This is a genomic window from Achromobacter spanius (genome assembly GCF_002966795.1).
GTDB lineage: Bacteria > Pseudomonadota > Gammaproteobacteria > Burkholderiales > Burkholderiaceae_B > Achromobacter > Achromobacter spanius_D.
Genome location: NZ_CP023270.1, coordinates 5332653 through 5351483, shown reverse-complemented (window position 1 = coordinate 5351483; position 18831 = coordinate 5332653). Strand labels below are relative to the sequence as shown.

Genomic DNA, 18831 nt, shown 5'->3' with positions numbered 1-18831 from the left:
CGAAGCGCCGCGCCTGTTTCAGTGCTGCATGACGCTAAGCCGCCGTTTGCATCTCAATACGAGGCACAGCGTGCGGGGCACAGCGCCACAATTTGGCAACCCCTGCCGAAGCGCGGTCGCGCGGATCCGGGCTCCGCCGGTCCGCTGCGACGCCCCCTGGGGGGAGGCGCTACGCGCCTCGGGGGGGGGCGTCACTTAGCCACGGGCATGGTGAATTCGGCGCCCTTGGCGATGCTGTCGGGCCAGCGTTGCATCACGCTCTTGTAGCGCGAGTAGAAACGGATGCCTTCTTCGCCGTACGCATGATGGTCGCCGAACAGCGAGCGCTTCCAGCCGCCGAACGAATGCCATGCCATCGGCACGGGGATCGGCACGTTGATGCCCACCATCCCGACCTTGATCTGGCGGGCGAACGCGCGCGCCACGCCGCCGTCGGACGTGAAGCACGCTACGCCGTTGCCGAACTCATGCGCATTGATCAGCTCCACCGCGCTGGCGAAATCCGGCACGCGCACGATGCAAAGCACCGGTCCGAAAATCTCTTCGCGGTAGATATTCATGGCGGGCTTCACGTTGTCGAACAGCGTGCCGCCCAGGAAGAATCCTTTCTCGTTGCCCGCCACCTTCAGGTCGCGGCCGTCCACCACCAGGTCGGCGCCGCTGGCGACGCCGTCTTCGATGTAGCCCATCACCTTCTTGCGGTGCTGCGCGGTCACCAGCGGACCCATTTCGGCGTCGGACTGCATGCCGTCCTTGACGATCAGCGCCTTCACGCGCGGCGTGAGACGTTCGACGACCTTGTCGGCCACGTCGCCCACCGCGACGGCCACCGAGATGGCCATGCAGCGCTCGCCCGCGGAACCATAGGCCGCGCCCATCAGCGCATCGGTCACCTGATCCAGATCCGCATCGGGCATGACCACCAGGTGGTTCTTGGCGCCGCCCAGCGCCTGCACGCGCTTGCCGCGCTTGGTGCCTTCGGCGTAGATGTATTCGGCAATCGGCGTGGAGCCGACGAAGGACAGGGCCTCGACATCGGGGTGCGAGATCAGCGCGTCAACCGCCAGCTTGTCGCCGTGGACCACGTTGAAGACGCCGGGGGGCAGACCCGCTTCGGTGAGCAGTTCTGCGAGCCGCACGGACGCGGAAGGATCGCGTTCCGACGGCTTGAGCACGAAGGTGTTGCCGCAGGCGATGGCGACCGGGAACATCCAGCACGGCACCATCATCGGGAAGTTGAACGGCGTGATGCCGGCCACGACGCCCAGCGCCTGACGCATGCTCCAGTTGTCGATGCCGCCGCCGATCTGGTCGGAATACTGGCCCTTGAGCAGTTGCGGAATGCCGCAGGCGAACTCGACGATCTCGATGCCGCGCATCACTTCGCCCTTGGCGTCCGAGAACACCTTGCCGTGCTCGCGCGTGATCAGTTCGGCCAGTTCGTCCTGGTGCTGGTCCAGCAACGCCTTGAAGTTGAAGAGGATGCGGGCGCGCTTGAGCGCCGGTGTCTCGGACCAGGCCGGAAAGGCCGCCTTGGCGGCGGCCACGGCCAGCGCCACGTCGTCGTTGGACGCCAGCGGGATCGACGAGGCGATCTCGCCGGTGGCCGGGTTGAAGCCGTCGGCGTAACGGCTGTTGCCGCCGTCGTAAGGCTGGCCGTTGATGAAATGGGGAATCTTCTTCATGGATGCAAGGCTCGGTGATTCGTCAAAAATGCGGCTGGGCGGCCTGGGGCCGCCCATGTTCGATTGTCGCTCCGCGCGCCGTGCGGGCGCGCGGATAAGGAAGGATCAGGCAACCTCTTTCAGGATCTTGCCGATCTGTTCGAAGATCTGTCCGATCTGTGCCTCGTCGATGATGAGTGGCGGCGAGACGGCGATGATGTCGCCGGTGTAGCGCACCATCAGGCCGCTGTCGAAGCAGCGCTGGAAGACTTCGGCGGCGCGCGCGCCGGGGGCGCCTGCGCGCGGGGCCAGTTCAATGCCGGACACCAGGCCCAGGTTGCGCACGTCGATGACGTTGGGCGCGCCCTTCAGACTGTGCGCGGCGTCCTGGAACGCGCCCGACAGCTTGCGGGCGCGGCCGAAGAGGTCTTCGCGGCGGTAGATGTCCAGCGTGGCCAGGATGGCGGCCGCGGCCAGCGGGTGCGCCGAATACGTGTAGCCGTGGAAGAACTCGATGCCGCCCGCCGGTCCGTTGACGATGGCGTCGTGCACTTCGCGCTTGACGGCCACGGCGCCAGCGGGAACGGCGGCATTGCTGACGCCCTTGGCCATGGCGATGATGTCCGGCGTCACGCCAAAGAACTCGGAGGCCGTGGCGGCGCCCAGGCGGCCATAGGCGGTGATGACCTCATCGAAAATCAGCAGGATGCCGTGCTTGGCGGTGATTTCGCGCAGCTTTTCCAGATATCCCTTGGGCGGAATCAGCACGCCAGTGGAGCCGGCCATGGGCTCGACGATCACGGCGGCGATGGTCGACGCATCGTGCAGGGCGATGATGCGCTCCAGCTCCTCGGCCAGGTGCGCGCCCCAGGCGGGCTGGCCCTTCGAGTAGGCGTTCTGCTCAATATTGTGGGTGTGGGGCAGGTGGTCCACGGCGGGCAGCAGGGCGCCGGAGAACGTCTTGCGGTTGGCCGAGATGCCGCCCACCGAGATGCCGCCAAAGCCAACGCCGTGGTAGCCGCGCTCGCGGCCGATCAGGCGGGTGCGCTGGCCTTCGCCGCGCGCGCGGTGGTAGGCCAGGGCGATCTTCAGCGTGGTGTCGACCGATTCGGAGCCGGAGTTCGTGAAGAACACGCGGTCCATTCCCTGCGGCATCAGGCCCGCGACGGCGGTCGCGGCCTCGAAGGCCAGCGGGTGGCCCAGCTGGAAGCCCGGGGCGTAATCCATGACGCCGGCCTGGCGGGCGATGGCCTCGACGATCTCTTCGCGGCCGTGGCCGGCATTGACGCACCACAGGCCCGCCGTGCCGTCCAGGATCTGGCGGCCGTCCGTGGACGTGTAGTACATGCCTTTGGCCTTGGCCAGCATGCGCGGTTGGGCCTTGAACTGCTTGTTGGCCGTAAAGGGCATCCAGAGATGGGACAGGTCGGGCAACTGGGCGGGGGCGTTCATGGTGACTCCAGAAGGGGGACAACCGCAGCCGCCGCGAAACGCGCGCGGGCAGCGGGATTCGGACGATTCTGGAACGTCGCGCAGCGAATGAAAATATACAATCCGCGCATTTGGCGCTAACTGTATAGTTGAGAGCGTTGCAACTGTACAGTTAGCCCGTGATCGACTTCCAACCCGTCCGCGGCCGCGGGGCCGCGCCCACCCTCGTCGAACAGCTTGTCGCCGCGATCCTGCGCGCCGTCGAGGCGCAGACGCTGCGTCCGGGTATGTCCCTACCCTCGGTCCGCGAGTTCGCGCGCCAATACGGCGTCAGCACCTTCACCGTGGCCAGCGCTTACAGCCGGCTGGTGTCGCAGGGGTGGCTGGCGGCGCGTCCCGGCGCGGGCTACCGGGTGGCATCGCCCGACGCGCCCGCCCGCCGGGCCGAACCCCTGTCCTGGGAGCCGCCGCGGCTGAACGCGGGGTGGCTGCTGTCGGATATCTTTGCCGACCATTCCATCCCCATCAAGTCGGGTTGCGGCTGGCTGCCCGGCGAATGGCTGAACGAAGAAGGACTGCACATGGCGCTGCGCCACATGGGGCGCGTGCCCGCGATGCGGATCGCCAACTACGGCCACCCGTACGGCTATGCGCCGCTGCGCGAGACCATCGCGGCCAGCCTGAGCGCGCAGGGCATGGAGGTCGAGGCGTCGCAGGTGCTGCTGACGCAGGGTGTGACCCACGGGCTGGACACCGTGATCCGCACGCTGCTGCGGCCAGGCGACACGGTGGTCGTCGAGCAGCCGGCCTACGCCAACCTTCTGCAGTTGCTGCGCCTGGCGGGTCTACGCGTCATCGCGGTGCCGCGCACGGTCGATGGCCTGGACTGCGACGCGCTCGAGCGGGTGGCGGCCCAGCACCGGCCGCGCGCGCTCTTCATCAATACCGCCTTGCAGAACCCATCGGGCGCCAGCATCACCATGGCCAACGCGTTCCGCATCCTGCAGGCGGCGGAGCGGCACGGGCTGTGGGTGGTGGAAGACGACATCTCGCGCGAACTGGCGCCCGGCGTGACGCCGATGCTGGCGGCGCTGGACGGGGCGCGCCGGGTCGTCTACCTGGGCGGGTATTCGAAGGTCATCAGTCCGTCGGTGCGGGTGGGCTACGTGGTGGCGCATCGCGATCTGGTGCGCGACATCGCGCGCACCAAGATGGCGGTGGGGCTGACGACGCCCGAGATCATGGAGCGCATCGTGCATCAGGTCATCCGCGAGGGCCGCTACCGCGCCCACATCGCACGCACCCGCGAGCGGCTGGCCCAGGCGCACACCGAAGTCGCCGAACAGATGCGCCAGCACGGCTTTGAAATTTATGGAAAGCCGCAGGGCGGCCTGTTTTTGTGGGCGCAGGTGGCGGGGCAGTGGCGCGAGCGCGGCGCCAATGGGCTGGCGGAGCTGGCGCTCAAGGACGGCATCTGGCTGGCGCCCGGTTCGTACTTTGACGCGGACGAGGCCGACACGGCGTGGGTGCGCTTTAACGTGGCGTATTCGGCGGCGCCCGCGCTGTGGCGCTTCATGCGCAACGCGGGCGCGGCGTAGGTCCGCTCAGTGCTTCAGGCGTGTTCATACGTGACGAAGTCGTAGTCGTAGCCGTTTTCGGCTGGCTGCGGCTCGCGCGCCGTTTCCTTCCACTGGAACGACGGCAGCAGCGGAAAGAACGCGTCGCCCTCGACGTCCGCATGGACCTCGGTGGCCAGCACGCGCCGGGCCAGCGGCAGGGCCTGCGCATAGATCTGCGCGCCGCCAATCACGAAGGCTTCGTCGATGTCGCCGCAGGCGGCCACCGCGGCCTCCAGCGTGGGCGCCAGGATGGCGCCGGCGGCGCTGAAATCGGGATTGCGGCTGATGACGATGTTGCTGCGGCCGGGCAGGGGGCGGCCCAGCGAGTCCCACGTCTTGCGGCCCATGATGATGGGATGGCCCAGCGTGCTGCGCTTGAAATGCGCCAGGTCGCCCGGCAATTTCCAGGGCAGGGCGTTGTCGCGGCCGATGGCGCGGTTGGTGGAATAGGCGACGATCAGGGTAAGGCTGGCGGGCATGCGTGCTTGCAACGGTAAGGGTTGAGCCGGAACGACCCCGTAAGCGTAGCAAATTGCGAGAGACCGCCCCGCCTGTCAGGTTGCCGCGTGTTCCAGGAATTCGGTGGCCGGCATGGGCTTGCCCAGCAGAAAACCCTGCAGCGAGTCGCAGCCCAGCCCGGTCAGGAATTTCTGCTGCGCGGCCGTCTCGACGCCTTCGGCCACGATGCGCAGGTTGAGCTGCTGCGCCAGCGCCACGATGGCCGACACGATGGCCGCATCCTCGTTGTCGTTGTCCAGCTGATTCACGAAGCCGCGATCGATCTTCAGTTCGGTCGCGGGCAGCCGCTTGAGATAAAGCAGGCTGGAATAGCCGGTGCCGAAGTCGTCGATGGAAATCGTGACGCCCAGCTCGGACAGGCGCTTGAGCACCGTCAGGCTGGCTTCCGCGTCGCGCATGGCGGTCGACTCGGTCACTTCGATCGTCAGGCAGGCGGGCGGGACGGCATGCCGCGCCAACGCCGAGCGCACCGTCTCTACCAGGCTGGAATGCGAAAACTGCAGCGCCGAGATGTTGACCGCGATGGTCCAGTGGCCCTGGCCGACGTCGATCCATTCGCGCATCTGGCGGCAGGCTTCGTTGATGACCCAATCGCCGATGGACAGGATCAGGCCGGTCTTTTCCGCCGTGGGAATGAACTGGTCCGGGCCGACCAGTCCGCGCGTCGGATGGTTCCAGCGCAGCAGCGCTTCGGCGCCCATGATGGGGCCGGCCGGCGCTTCGTACTTCGGCTGGTAATGCAGGACGAACTGGTCGCGCTCCTGCGCCAGTCGCAGGTCGTGCAGCAGCTCGATCTGCTCGTGCGCGTCCGCGTTCATGGAAGGTTCGAAAAAGCTGTAGCCCGTGCCGCCCAGCCGCTTGGCGTGGTACATCGCCGCGTCGGCATTGGTCAGCAAGGCATGGGTGTCCCGGCCGTCGTTCGGATAGACGGCAATGCCCACGCTGGACGTCACCAGCACTTCGTGGCCGTAGACCGTCACGGGGCGCGCGATGGCGTCGATCAGACGATCCGCCACGTTGGCCGCGTCGGTGGGCTCCAGCACCTCGCTCAGCACGATGAACTCGTCACCGCCAAGGCGGGCGACGGTGTCCTGCGTGCGCAACGCCAGGCGAATGCGCTGCGCCAGGTCGATCAGGAGCGCGTCGCCGGTGTGGTGGCCGTAGGCGTCGTTGACGGCCTTGAAACCGTCCAGGTCAAAGAACAGCACCGCGAAATAGCCCCGGCGGCGGCTCGCGCTTTCGATGGCCTGTTCCATCCGGTCTTCCAGCAGGATGCGGTTGGGCAGTTTGGTCAACGTGTCGTGCAGCGCCAGTTGCACCAGCTCTTCATTGGCTTCGGCCAGCGACGAGGCCAGCGCCGACGTGCGCGCCTCAAGCCGGTTGTCCAGCACGGCCACCACCAGCGCGATCGCCAGCACGCTCAGCGTGACGGCGGTCACGGCAATGGCGAGCCAGCCCGCCGAAATGCCCTCGTTGGCCGCCATGCAGATGCTGCCCGCCGGAAAGGCCGCGGCTTCCATGCCCGTGTAGTGCATGCCCACGATCGCCAGCCCCATGACGCCCGCGGCCAACGGGCGCGACAGCGCCACGCGCGGCGCGTCCTGCCGCAGCCGGTAGGTGATCCAAAGGGCTGCGCCCGACGCGGCAATCGCAATCACCACGGACAGCGCGAACCACGCGGGGTCGTAGTCGATGCCCGGCGACATGCGCATCGCGGCCATGCCGATGTAATGCATCGACGCGATGCCCGATCCCATCAGCAGCGCGCCCGCGGTCAGCCGGCCCCACGGCAGTTCGTCCTTGCAGACCATCCACAGCGCGAAGGCCGAGCAACCGATGGCGATGGCCAGGGACAGCAGGGTCAGGGCCAGGTCGTAGCCCATGGGAATGGGCAGGCTGAACGCCAGCATGCCCACGAAGTGCATCGACCAGATCCCGATGCCCATCGCGAACGCGCCGCCCGCCAGCCAGAACTTCGCGGCGGGCAGGCCGCTCGATGCCTTCACACGGTTGGCCATGCCCAGCGCCGTATACGACGCCAGGATGGCGACCCCTAGGGATACGAGGACGAGCGAAGGGTTATAAGTTCCAACGAGCATTTGTGGGGTCCTGTCCTAAGCGCATACAGCCGCGGCGCGGGGCACGATTTTCAATTCAATTGGTAGTCAACAGTTGCAGTCCGGTCGCAAGGAGGATCCTGCTCTCGTCGCTGGCTTTTCTCACACTCTATTTATAGGGATGGGGAATTGGGCGCGGCAACGCCAGCGGTCGGCACGGTTCGGGCGCTCGGCGTGGCGCGTCCAGAGGGCCGGTCGAAAGCAACGGGGCGCGCGGCATGCTGGACGCGCGTCCGTGGCTAAGGGATGGGTTATACCGAAATCGCGCTTCCAGAAGCTCACCAATCTTCACCTGCGGCGGGACGTGCGAGGAATCGGACGCCGGACGGGCGTCCGGCGTGTTGCTGATCTGCCCTGAAAGGCGGGCGCCGGGGCTGCCGGCGCGTGGGTCAGACGGCCATGGCGGCCGTGAGAGGCGCGTGGTGCGTGTAGCCCGACAACGAAAAGTCGCCGGGTTCCACCTTCTCGAGCCACTCGGGTTCGTAGCGGCCGGTCACCGCGAAATCGGGAATGCGGTCCGACAAAACGAGACGCGGCGATTCATACGGCGTTCGCGTCAGTTGCTCGCGCAGCATCGGCAGATGGTTCTCATAGATATGTGCATCGCCGATGAAATACGTGAACCAGCGCGGCGTGTAGCCGGTCAGGCGCCCGACCAGGTGCAGCAGCGCCGCGCCTTCGGTCAGGTTGAACGGCGTGCCCAAACCCACGTCATTGGAGCGGATATACAGGCACAGCGAGATCTCGCGCGTCGTCGCGTTGGGCAGGAACTGATAGAGCAGGTGGCAAGGCGGCAGCGCCATTTCCTCGATCTGCGCCCAGTTCCAGCCGTGGAACAGGATGCGCCGGTCGCCCGGGCGCTCGTGAATGGTGTCCAGGCATTGCCGCAACTGGTCGACCGCCTTGTACAGCAGCACCTTCGGCACGCCGCCTTCTTCAAGGTCGGCCACCTTGGTGTACCCGCGCGACAGCGCGTCATCGATCTGCCCGGGGCGGCTGGCATCCAGCATCTTGTAGGCTGGCCACTGGCGCCACTGCACGCCGTAGACCGGACCCAGATCGTCCGGGCCTTCGCGGTAGGGGTTGGCCAGCCACTGCGCGTTCTCGTTGGCGTTCTGGTCCCAGACCTTGCAGCCGAGTTCACGGAATTCCGCCGCGCTGCGGGAGGCGCGCAGGAAACCCACCATTTCGCCAATGGCCGACTTGAATGCCAGCTTCTTGGTGGTGACGGCGGGAAAGCCCTGCTGCAGGTCGAACCGCAGCGAGGCGCCCGGCATGCTGAGGGTGCGGATGCCGGTCCGGTTTTCCTGCCACGAGCCGGTGTCGAGGATGGATTGAACGAGGTCCAGGTATTGTTTCATGACGATCCTTGTGCCTGCGGTCCCGGTCCGGGAAGCAAGCGCGCCGCCGCGGACGTGCCGCGGCGGCGCCTATATATGGTGAATGCCGAATTACACCACGGCCGCGCGGGCGGCTCAGGCGGTAGCGGTGGCTTCCTGTGTGTCGACGATGTCGACGGAGAACGTCATTTCGGCGGTCTTTTCCAGCATGGCCGACGCCGAGCAGTATTTCTCGTGAGAAAGCTGCACGGCGCGTTCGACGGCCGCGCGCGGCAGATTGGCGCCGGTGACGGTGAACGCGAAGTGAATCTTCGTGAAGACCTTGGGGTCGGTGCCGGCGCGCTCGGCCTGCAGCTTGACGCTGCAACCCGTGACCGCATGGCGGCCGCGCTTGAGGATCAGCACCACGTCATAGGCCGTGCAGCCGCCCGTGCCGGCCAGCAGCATTTCCATGGGGCGGGGCGCCAGGTTGTGGCCGCCGCCGTCCACGGCGCCGTCCATCACGGCCACGTGGCCGCTACCCGTGCTGGCAGTGAAGAGCATCCCGGTGGGGCCGCCCCAGTCGATCGTGCATTCCATTTCAGTGAGTCCTTGAGCTTGAGCGCAGTCAATGGCTGATGATACCCGTTGCGTACAATCCCGGGCAGGAGAACCCCACCCTGCATCAGGGGTGCAGCGCGTCCGCTTTGCCTAGGAGTTGCCATGTCCACCACGTTGTCCAAATCCGGCCCCGTTTCCCTGCGGCGCCGCCCCGGTCCCCTGGATGCCTTGCTGGCCGAGACCGACCGTGCGTTGCGCGTGCTTTCGGGCAGCGCCAGCGCCGGCCGGGCCTACCCCGCCACCGCGCAGGAATCGCCGCAAGCCCTGTCCGCGCAGGAAAAGCGCCACGCGGCCGGCCTGATGCGGGTCAACCACGTCGGCGAGGTCTGCGCCCAGGCGCTGTACCGCGGACAGGCGTCGGTGTGCAAGGAGTCCGGCCCGCGTGCGCTGCTGCTGAACGCCGCCGCCGAAGAAGTCGACCACCTTGTCTGGTGCAACGAGCGCCTGAAAGAACTGGGCAGCCGGCCCAGCCTGCTCAATCCGGTCTGGTACGCGGGCTCGTTCGCGCTGGGCGTCATGGCCAGCGTGGCCGGCGTGCCGCGTAATCTGGGCTTCATGGCCGAAACCGAAAAGCAGGTCGAGGCCCACCTGGACGAACACCTGCGCACCTTGCCGGTGCAGGACGAACGTTCGCGCCAGATCGTCACGAAAATGAAAGACGACGAGGCCCAGCATCGCGCCAGCGCCGAGCAGGCGGGGGGCGTACCGCTGCCCGCGCCCGTGAAACTGGCTATGCGCGCCATGTCCAAGGTGATGACGACCACCGCGTATTGGATCTGAGCGGCGGACCTGAAACCGCATCTGCAAAAAATGTTGCAATGCGCAAATTTGGCCGCCTCGTGGTGCGTAAAGCACCATTTTGGTGCGGTGGGCAGGGTGGGATTACCCGCTGTCGTACAGGGTTATTCCGAAAGGGGAAAACCCGTTCGGCAAAAACCCCGTTTTTGGCCAGGGCATTGATTGGTGCGGGTTTCCAGAGGGCGGGCGGGATTCTTGCAGCGAAAAAGCAACGCGACGGGCAGCCCAGAAAATAGATCAAAAAAAATCTTGCAACGCACAATAAACGTAGGTACTATTCAGTCATTGGATGTTGAAACGCAGACGGCGCGGTGAAAACCCCGGAAGCGCAGCGAGCTGAAGTCCCGCTCCCAACATGCCACGGTTGTCTCCTCCACCCTCCTCCTTTGGTGGATTTAGCCCGAGATCTCACGATCTCGGGCTTTTTTTTGCCCTGAATCGTTGCGTCCCTATTTGTAAGCGATGACGGCAAAAGCCTGCGCAGCGCGACGCCGTGCGGCCCCATGGGCCTTCGCGTTTTCCCTTGCATATTTCGCGTTCCCAGAGGCGGAACGCTCTACAATCCCCCACATGAAACCAGCACTGCCAGGCGCTCTCGCGCCAGCGCGTTCCAGTCACATGCGCGGCGGACGGATAGCCCGCCTGCGCGCGTTACGTTCTGTGCCTCGGAATTGCACTTCCTTATCCCTCCCATATATGGGCGTTACACCTGCCTCCGATAATGGCGGGCCTGTCTCGATAGACCAACCAGAGGTGATCCAGTGACCTGGCTGTATATATGCGTGGTCGCGTTCATGGTGGGGGGACTCATCGTGGCGTCCGAGCGCTGGCATGGCGCTTTTACCGGCGATAGCGACCTCAACAAGCCCCAAGCCAATCATTCCCGCGCGACGCCTCGCGTCGGCGGTCTGGCGGTGCTTGCCGGTACGCTGGCTGGCCTGCTGGTCCTCGGACCCAGCAACATGACCCTTACCTGGCTGTGGCCCGCGCTCTTCGTCGCGGCGTTGCCCGTTTTCGTGGCCGGCCTCCTTGAAGACATTACCAAGGACATCGGCGCCAGCAAGCGTTTGCTGGCCGCTTTTCTGTCCGCGGCCATCGCGTGGTGGCTGCTGGGCGGCGTCAGCCGCGTCGGCATGGCCCCTGTGGATTACGTGTTGTCATTCTGGCCGGTGTCGCTACTGTTCACCATGTTCGCGGTGGGTGGCTGTACCCATGCCCTGAATATCGTTGACGGCATGAACGGCCTGGCCGGCATGGTCGCCACCCTGATGGCGGTGTCGATCAGCCTCGTTGCCCTGCAGGTCGGCGACGTGCCGATCTTCCTGGTGGCCGCGGCGCTGGCGTCGGCAACCCTGGGCTTCCTGGTGTGGAACTTCCCGTTCGGACGCGTGTTCCTGGGCGATGGCGGCGCGTACTTCCTGGGCTTCATGCTGGCCGAACTGGCCGTGCTGCTGGTCGTGCGCAACCCGTCGGTGTCGCCGTTCTACGCCCTGGCGGTCCTGTTCTACCCCGTATTCGAAACCGGTTTCTCGATCTGGCGCCGCCGCTTCAAGCGTGGCGTGCCGGTCGACCAGCCCGATGCGCTGCACTTGCACCAGCTTGTGTTCCGCCGGCTGGTCCGGGTTACCTTCAGCCGCGGTCGGCGCCATGCCGTCCCCGCGCTTTGCAATGCGCTGGCGTCCCCGTACATGTGGGTCCTGGCGCTGATCGGGCTGGTGCCGGCCACGATCTGGTGGGACAACGCCTGGGCCCTGAGCGCCAGCCTCGTTGTCTTTGCCAGTGTCTATATCTGGCTGTACGCGCGCCTGGTCTCCTGGCGCCGCCCGGGTTGGCTGTTGTTGCCATCCGTGCTGCGAACCACCGATTAGTTGAGTGCCCCGGCGATCGCCGCCGGGGGCTCGGTATCCATCACCAGTTCATCTTTAAAATGCCGTACACGTTCTACGGTGAAGGGAGAGTTATGTTGCGAATCCAGGATGTGAAACTCGCTGTCGTCGGCCTAGGCTACGTCGGGCTGCCCCTGGCCGTTGAATTCGGCAAGAAGCGCGCCGTCATTGGCTTTGACATCAACACGCGCCGCATCGACGCGCTGAAGGCGGGTCACGACCATACGCTGGAAGTCAGCGACGCCGAACTGGCCGAAGCCAAGCAGTTGAGCTACACCGCCGAACGCGCCGAACTGGGCGAGGCCAACGTGTTCATCGTGACCGTGCCCACCCCCATCGACGAATACAAGCAGCCGGACCTGACCCCGCTGGTCAAGGCCAGCGAAACGATCGGCGCGGTGCTCAAGCGCGGCGACATCGTCATCTATGAATCCACCGTCTATCCCGGCGCCACCGAGGAAGACTGCGTGCCGGTTCTGGAGCGCGTGTCGGGCCTGAAGTACAACGTGGACTTCTTTGCCGGCTACAGCCCCGAGCGCATCAACCCGGGCGACAAGGAACACCGCGTCAGCACGATCAAGAAGGTCACCTCCGGCTCCACGCCGGAAATCGCCACCCTGGTCGACCAGCTGTACAAGGAAATCATCACCGCCGGCACGCACAAGGCGTCCAGCATCCGCGTGGCCGAGGCCGCCAAGGTGATCGAAAACACGCAGCGCGACGTGAACATCGCGCTGATCAACGAACTGGCCCTGATCTTCAACAAGATGGGCATCGACACCGAAGCCGTGCTGCAGGCCGCCGGCACCAAATGGAACTTCCTGCCGTTCCGTCCGGGCCTGGTGGGCGGTCACTGCATTGGCGTGGACCCGTACTACCTGACGCACAAGGCGCAGTCCATCGGCTACCACCCCGAGATCATCCTGGCGGGCCGCCGCCTGAACGACTCCATGGGCAGCTACGTGGTGTCGCAGCTGGTCAAGTGCATGACCAAGCGCCGCATCCACGTGCAGGGCGCGCGCGTGCTGGTGATGGGCCTGGCCTTCAAGGAAAACTGCCCCGACCTGCGCAACACGCGCATCGTGGACATCGTCCGTGAACTGGGCGACTACAACGTCGACGTGGACATCTACGACCCGTGGGTCGACGCCGACGAAGCCATGCACGAATACGGCCTGACCCCCGTGTCCAAGCCCGACGAGGGCAAGTACGACGCCGTGATCCTGGCCGTCGCGCACAACCAGTTCAAGGACATGGGCGCCGAAGGCATCCGCAAGCTCGGCAAGCCGCAACATATCCTGTACGACCTGAAGTACGTGCTGTCGCCCGCTGAATCCGACCTGCGTCTGTAAAAGGATTTCGCCATGACCACACGATTCGAGACTGTCACCCAGGAACTGGCCGCCGCGCCGCGCAAGTGGCTGGTGACCGGCTGCGCCGGCTTCATCGGTTCGAACCTGCTGGAAACCCTGCTCAAGCTCGGCCAGACCGTGACCGGCCTGGACAACTTCGCCACCGGTCATCAGCGCAACCTGGACGAAGTCCAGGCGTCCGTTTCGCCGGAGCAATGGTCGCGATTCACCTTCATCGAAGGTGACATCCGCGACCTGGACGCCTGCCGCCGCGCGGCCGAAGGTGTGGACTACGTGCTGCACCAGGCCGCGCTGGGTTCGGTGCCGCGTTCGCTGAACGACCCCATCACGACCAACGACGTCAACATCGGCGGTTTCCTGAACATGCTGGTGGCGGCACGCGACGCCAAGGTGAAGTCGTTCGTCTATGCGGCGTCCAGCTCCACCTACGGCGATCATCCCGCGCTGCCCAAGGTCGAGGAAAACATCGGCAAGCCGCTGTCGCCCTACGCCGTGACCAAGTACGTCAACGAGCTGTACGCCGACGTCTTCGCGCGTTCGTATGGCTTTGAGACCGTGGGCCTGCGTTACTTCAACGTGTTCGGCAAGCGTCAGGATCCGGACGGCGCCTACGCCGCCGTGATCCCGAAGTGGACCGCCGCGATGATCCAGGGCAAGGACGTCACCATCAATGGCGACGGCGAGACCAGCCGCGACTTCTGCTTTGTGGAAAACGCGGTGCAGGCCAACATCCTGGGCGCGCTGGCCGCGCCCGAGGCCCGCAACCAGGTCTACAACGTGGCCGTCAGCGGCCGCAGCACGTTGAACCAGCTGTTCAGCTTCCTGGTGCAGGCCCTGGGCAACCAGGGCGTGGACTACGGCAAGCAGCCGGTTTACGGTGACTTCCGCGCGGGCGATGTGCGCCACTCGCAGGCCGACATCGGCAAGGCCAGCCGCCTGCTGGGCTACGCGCCCACGCACACGGTGCTGCAAGGCCTGGAAGTCGCCATGCCCTGGTACACGCAATTCCTGCGTTGAAAGCACTCGTCCGAAAACTCGGCAACATCCACCCGGATCATCAGCGCATCTTCAAGGGCGCGTTCCGGGTGGCGGTGTTTTTGCTGCTGGGCAAGGCCGCCGGCGCCATCAAGGAGATGGCGGTGGCGTACCGCTATGGCGTCAGCGACGCCGTGGACGCCTACCAGTTCACGATGACCATGGGCACCTGGCTGCCGGTCACGATCGTGGGCGTGCTGTCGGTGGTGCTGATCCCGGTGCTGGTGCGCCTGGCGCGCGCCGGCGGGGCCGAGAAAGAACTTTTCATCCGCGAGCTTCAGGGTTGGGTCGCCGCCGCCGGCGTCGCACTCGCCTTGCTCACGTGGTTTGCCTGGCCGTACGTGGTGGATCGGCTGGGGCAGGGCCTGTCGCCGCAAGTGCGCGCCATGACGGGCGACCTGCTGGTCGCCTTCGCGCCCGTGTCGGCCTTGCTGCTGATCGCGGGCATCAGCGCCGCGCGGCTGCGCGCGCAGGAGCGCCACGTCAATACGCTGCTGGACAGCGTTCCGGCCGTGGCGACGCTGGCCTGGGTCATGCTGGCCGCCAGCGCCGAGGGCGTCGGCCCCCTGTTGTGGGGCACGCTGGTCGGCTACGCCATCCAGACCGTCTGGCTCGCTTGGCTGGCCGCGCGCGCCGATGGCGGCTTCTGGGGGGCGCCGCGCCTGTCGCTGACGTCGCCGCACTGGCCCGAGCTGATGAGCGCGGCCGGCGTGATGCTGATCGGCCAGGTCGCCATGAGCTTCGTCGGCCCGCTGGACCAGTATGCGGCGGCGAACCTGGGCGCCAATGCCAACGCAACGCTGGGCTACGCCAGCCGGCTGCTGTCGCTGCTGCTGGGCATCGGCGCGGTGTCGGTTGGCCGCGCCGCGCTTCCCGTGCTGGCCGACGTGCAGGCGCGCGGCGATACGGCGCGTGCGCGCAGCATGGCGCTCAAGTGGTCGCTGCTGATGGTGGTGGCGGGCGCCGCCGCCGTGGCGCTGGGCTGGGTCCTGGCGCCGTGGGGCGTGTCGGTGCTGTTCCAGCGCGGCGCGTTTACCGCGGAAAACACCGAAGCCGTCGCCCACGTCTTGCGCTGGGGACTGCTGCAGCTGCCGTTCTACTTCGGCGTGCTGATCCTGGTGCAGCTTCTGGCCAGCCAGAACCGTTACCGCATCATGGCCGCCATCGCGGTCGCCAATTTTGCGCTGAAGGCCGTGCTGAACACCGTGCTCGCGCCTCGCATGGGCGCGGCCGGCATCATGCTGGCCACCAGCCTCATGTATGTGCTGTCCTTCGCGTGCTACCTGGTGGTGGCGATGCGCAAGGCCGAACCCAAGGGGACCGATTGAATGTCCGTAGCCGACTCCGTCCGTCCGGCGCGCGTGTTGCTGTTCATCCATTCGCTGCATGGCGGGGGCGCTGAGCGCGTCGCCGCGGACCTGAGCGCCCATTGGGCGGCCGAGGGCAGCGAGGTCATGGTGGTCACGCAGGCCAGCGCCGACGGCGACGTGTACGCGCTGCATCCCAAGGTCCGGCGCGAAGTCCTGCACACGGCGGGCGAGGGCGGCGGGCTGCGCGGCATCCTCAGCAATCTGCAGCGCGTGCGCGCGCTGCGCCGCGTCGTCAAGTCGTTCCGGCCCGACATCGTGCTGGGCATGATGACCACGGCATCCGTGCTGTCCGTGCTGGCCTGCGTGGGGCTGAACTGCCGCGTCGTCGCCACCGAACATACCCATCCGCCATCGCAGACCCTGTCGGGCTTCTGGCAGCGGCTGCGCCGGCTGACGTATCCGCGCGCCGCACGCGTGGTCGCCTTGACGCGCGGCACCGCCGACTGGCTGGCACAGCATGTGCCGGGCTCGCGGCTGGCGGTCATTCCCAATCCCGTCCACTTTCCGTTGCCGCGCGCCGAGCCCATCGTGCCGCCTGCTGCGCAGGATAGCCGCAAGCGGCTGCTGGCGGTCGGACGGCTGCATGGCGACAAGGGCTTCGACCTGCTGATCCAGGCCTTCGCGCGCCTGGCGCCGTCGCATCCCGGCTGGGACTTGGTTATTCTGGGCGAAGGCAGCGAACGCCAGGCGCTCGAAGCGCAGGTGCGTGAGGCCGGCCTGGAATCGCGCATCTCGATGCCGGGACGCGCCGGTAATGTGGGCGACTGGTACGACAGCGCCGATCTTTATGTACTGACCTCGCGCTTCGAAGGTTTGTCCAATACCCTGCTCGAATCCATGGCCAGCGGCCTGGCGGCGGTGTCGTTCGATTGCGATACAGGCCCGCGCGAGATCGTGCGTGAAGGCATCGACGGCGTGCTGGTGCGGCCCAATGGCGACGTGCCCGCGCTGTGCAAGGCGCTGGATGCGGTCATGGGCGATGACAATGGCCGCACGCGCATGGCGCAGGCGGCGACCGACGTGCGCGACCGGTTTTCGGCCGCGCGCGTGCTGCAGAAATGGCAGGAACTTTTTGACGGCGTGCGGGCGACGGGCCGCTAGGGCCCCCCGCGCGCCGTTGCCACGGTGACCACGAGAACAACATCATGTGTGGAATAGTCGGAATTTGGGGCCCCCTGGGAAACAAGGCGCAGGTGCTGGCAGATAGCTGCCGGCGCATCCGCCATCGCGGGCCGGACAGCAACGGCTTCTGGGAAGACGCGGATGCGGGCATCGCGCTGGCGCACGTGCGCCTGGCGATCCTGGACCTGACCGAAGCGGGTCATCAGCCCATGACGTCCGCCTGCGGCCGCTACGTCATGGTGTTCAACGGCGAGGTCTACAACCATCTGGACATCCGCAAGCAGCTCGAGGAATCGGCGCTGGCGCCGGCGTGGCGCGGGCATTCGGACACCGAAACCCTGCTTGCCGGTTTTACCGCGCTGGGCATCGAAGCCACGCTGCAAGCCTCGGTCGGCATGTTCGCCATCGCGTTGTGGGACAAGGCTTCGCGCAAACTCGTGCTGGCGCGCGACCGCATGGGCGAGAAGCCGCTGTACTACGGCTACTCCAACGCCGAACTGGTGTTCGCGTCCGAGCTCAAGGGCCTGATGCCGATTCCGGGCTTCGGGCGCAATCTGAACCGCAACGCGCTGGCGTCGTTCATGCGGCACAACTACATTCCCGCGCCGCAATCCATTTACGAAGGCATCGCCAAGCTGCCGCCCGGCACGTGGGTCGAGTTCTCGGCCGACGACGCGCGCAACCGCCGCATGCCCGAGCCGCGCGTGTACTGGTCGGCCCGCGAGGCCGCGGACACGGCCGGGCAGTCGCGCCTGTCGTTCGACTCGGATGCGCAGGCCACCGACGCGCTGGAAAAGGTTCTGTCCAAGGCTGTGGGCGGCCAGATGCTGTCCGACGTGAGCCTGGGCGCCTTCCTGTCCGGCGGCATCGATTCGTCGACCATCGTGGCGCTGATGCAGGCGCAAAGCTCGCAGCCGGTGCGCACCTTTGCCATCGGCTTTCACGAAAAGGGCTACGACGAGGCGCAGCACGCCAAGGCCGTGGCCACGCACCTGGGCACCGATCACACCGAACTCTACGTCACCGCGGACGACGCGCTGGCGGTCGTGCCGTCGCTGGCCGACATGTACGACGAACCCTTTGCCGACTCGTCGCAGATCCCCACGTCGCTGGTCACGCGCATGGCGCGTCAGCACGTGACGGTGGCCTTGTCGGGCGACGGCGGCGACGAACTCTTCGGCGGCTATTCGCGTTACTTCCGCGTGGACAACTGGTGGCGCCAGTTCGAGCGCGTGCCGGGCCTGCTGCGCAAGCCGGCTGGCGCAATGCTCAGCGCCTCCACCCATCTGCCCGGCCGTGGCGCCTGGCGCGGCAAGGTCGGCAAGCTGGGCGAACTGTTGCGCGCCGATACGCGCGGCGAGTTCTACCGCCTGTTCGTGTCGTATTGGGCCGACCCCGCCCGCGTCGTGAAGGGGGGCGTCGAACCCGAGTCGGTGTTCGAACGCGCCATGCAGGGATCGTTCTTCGAGTCGATGATGAAGCTCGACTCGGTGACCTACCTGCCCGACGACATCCTGGTCAAGGTGGACCGCGCGGCGATGGCTGTCAGCCTGGAAACCCGCGTGCCGCTGATCGACCACCGCGTCTATGAATTCGCCTGGAGCCTGCCGCACCAGTACAAGGTGCGCGGCAACACGGGCAAGTGGCTGCTGCGGCAGGTGCTGCATCGCCACGTGCCGCAGGCGCTGGTCGACCGCCCCAAGCGCGGCTTTGCCGTGCCGCTGGCCGCGTGGCTGCGCGGTCCCTTGCGTGAATGGGCCGATGCGCTGCTGGATCCGGCGCGCCTGCGCCAGGAGGGCTGGTTCGAACCCGAGCCCATCCTGCGCAAATGGCGTGAACACACGTCGGGGCATCGCAATTGGGACAGCCATCTGTGGGGCGTGCTGATGATGCAGGCCTGGCTGGACCGCTACCGCGCGGGGATGGACCAAGGGGGACCGATTGAGGACCGTTGACG

At 66.4% G+C, this 18831-nt stretch carries 14 protein-coding genes; 8 read left to right on the top strand and 6 right to left on the bottom strand.

The genetic code is table 11. The features are described from left to right. Positions 1 to 191: 191 nt before the first annotated feature. Together CLM73_RS24270 and CLM73_RS24265 are read right to left on the bottom strand one after the other, a co-directional pair. A complete protein-coding gene (locus CLM73_RS24270) occupies positions 192 to 1685 on the bottom strand; it encodes a CoA-acylating methylmalonate-semialdehyde dehydrogenase (protein WP_105240595.1) in 1494 nt (497 codons plus the stop codon). Positions 1686 to 1790: 105 nt separating this feature from the next. Further along, positions 1791 to 3116, bottom strand: coding sequence for an aspartate aminotransferase family protein (locus CLM73_RS24265; RefSeq protein ID WP_199778195.1), 1326 nt, complete (start codon positions 3114 to 3116; stop codon positions 1791 to 1793). Positions 3117 to 3274: 158 nt separating this feature from the next. On the opposite strand from CLM73_RS24265, the gene CLM73_RS24260 reads away from it, so the two are divergent. Then, positions 3275 to 4693 carry a PLP-dependent aminotransferase family protein gene (locus tag CLM73_RS24260; protein WP_105240594.1) on the top strand — a complete coding sequence of 473 codons (1419 nt, stop codon included), beginning with the start codon at positions 3275 to 3277 and terminating at the stop codon, positions 4691 to 4693. A 14-nt stretch (positions 4694 to 4707) separates the two neighbouring features. Here CLM73_RS24260 and CLM73_RS24255 read toward each other — a convergent pair whose 3' ends face one another. From CLM73_RS24255 to CLM73_RS24240, 4 genes are all read right to left on the bottom strand, one after another. After that, the gene (locus CLM73_RS24255) at positions 4708 to 5193 is read right to left on the bottom strand and encodes a dihydrofolate reductase (protein ID WP_105240593.1); all 486 of its coding nucleotides are present in this window, start codon (positions 5191 to 5193) and stop codon (positions 4708 to 4710) included. A 75-nt stretch (positions 5194 to 5268) separates the two neighbouring features. After that, the gene (locus tag CLM73_RS24250; RefSeq protein ID WP_105240592.1) at positions 5269 to 7332 is read right to left on the bottom strand and encodes a putative bifunctional diguanylate cyclase/phosphodiesterase; all 2064 of its coding nucleotides are present in this window, start codon (positions 7330 to 7332) and stop codon (positions 5269 to 5271) included. Positions 7333 to 7739: 407 nt separating this feature from the next. Continuing rightward, positions 7740 to 8711 (bottom strand): thymidylate synthase, encoded by a 972-nt coding sequence (locus tag CLM73_RS24245; protein WP_105240591.1) that lies wholly within the window; start codon positions 8709 to 8711, stop codon positions 7740 to 7742. Between the two features lie 114 nt (positions 8712 to 8825). Continuing rightward, entirely contained in the window at positions 8826 to 9269 is a 444-nt protein-coding gene (locus tag CLM73_RS24240) for an OsmC family protein (protein ID WP_105240590.1), read from the bottom strand. Between the two features lie 123 nt (positions 9270 to 9392). Between CLM73_RS24240 and coq7 the strand changes: the two genes are divergently transcribed. The 7 genes from coq7 to asnB all read left to right on the top strand — a co-directional run bounded on the left by coq7 (position 9393) and on the right by asnB (position 18829). Next, a complete protein-coding gene (gene coq7, locus CLM73_RS24235; protein ID WP_105240589.1) occupies positions 9393 to 10070 on the top strand; it encodes a 2-polyprenyl-3-methyl-6-methoxy-1,4-benzoquinone monooxygenase in 678 nt (225 codons plus the stop codon). A gap of 779 nt (positions 10071 to 10849) precedes the next feature. Beyond that, complete coding sequence (locus CLM73_RS24230) at positions 10850 to 11956, top strand: MraY family glycosyltransferase (RefSeq protein WP_056325286.1); 1107 nt, start codon at positions 10850 to 10852, stop codon at positions 11954 to 11956. A gap of 92 nt (positions 11957 to 12048) precedes the next feature. Next, positions 12049 to 13326 (top strand): Vi polysaccharide biosynthesis UDP-N-acetylglucosamine C-6 dehydrogenase TviB, encoded by a 1278-nt coding sequence (gene tviB, locus CLM73_RS24225; RefSeq protein ID WP_105240588.1) that lies wholly within the window; start codon positions 12049 to 12051, stop codon positions 13324 to 13326. Positions 13327 to 13338: 12 nt separating this feature from the next. Continuing rightward, positions 13339 to 14364, top strand: a complete 1026-nt coding sequence (locus CLM73_RS24220) for an SDR family oxidoreductase (protein ID WP_105240587.1) — start codon at positions 13339 to 13341, stop codon at positions 14362 to 14364. Continuing rightward, the gene (murJ, locus tag CLM73_RS24215) at positions 14361 to 15710 is read left to right on the top strand and encodes a murein biosynthesis integral membrane protein MurJ (protein WP_105240586.1); all 1350 of its coding nucleotides are present in this window, start codon (positions 14361 to 14363) and stop codon (positions 15708 to 15710) included. The genes CLM73_RS24220 and murJ overlap by 4 nt, the downstream gene beginning before the upstream one ends. Then, on the top strand, positions 15711 to 16853 hold the full coding sequence (locus CLM73_RS24210) for a glycosyltransferase family 4 protein (RefSeq protein WP_105240585.1): 1143 nt from the start codon (positions 15711 to 15713) through the stop codon (positions 16851 to 16853). A 44-nt stretch (positions 16854 to 16897) separates the two neighbouring features. Next, entirely contained in the window at positions 16898 to 18829 is a 1932-nt protein-coding gene (gene asnB, locus CLM73_RS24205) for an asparagine synthase (glutamine-hydrolyzing) (protein WP_105240584.1), read from the top strand. Positions 18830 to 18831: the final 2 nt, after the last annotated feature.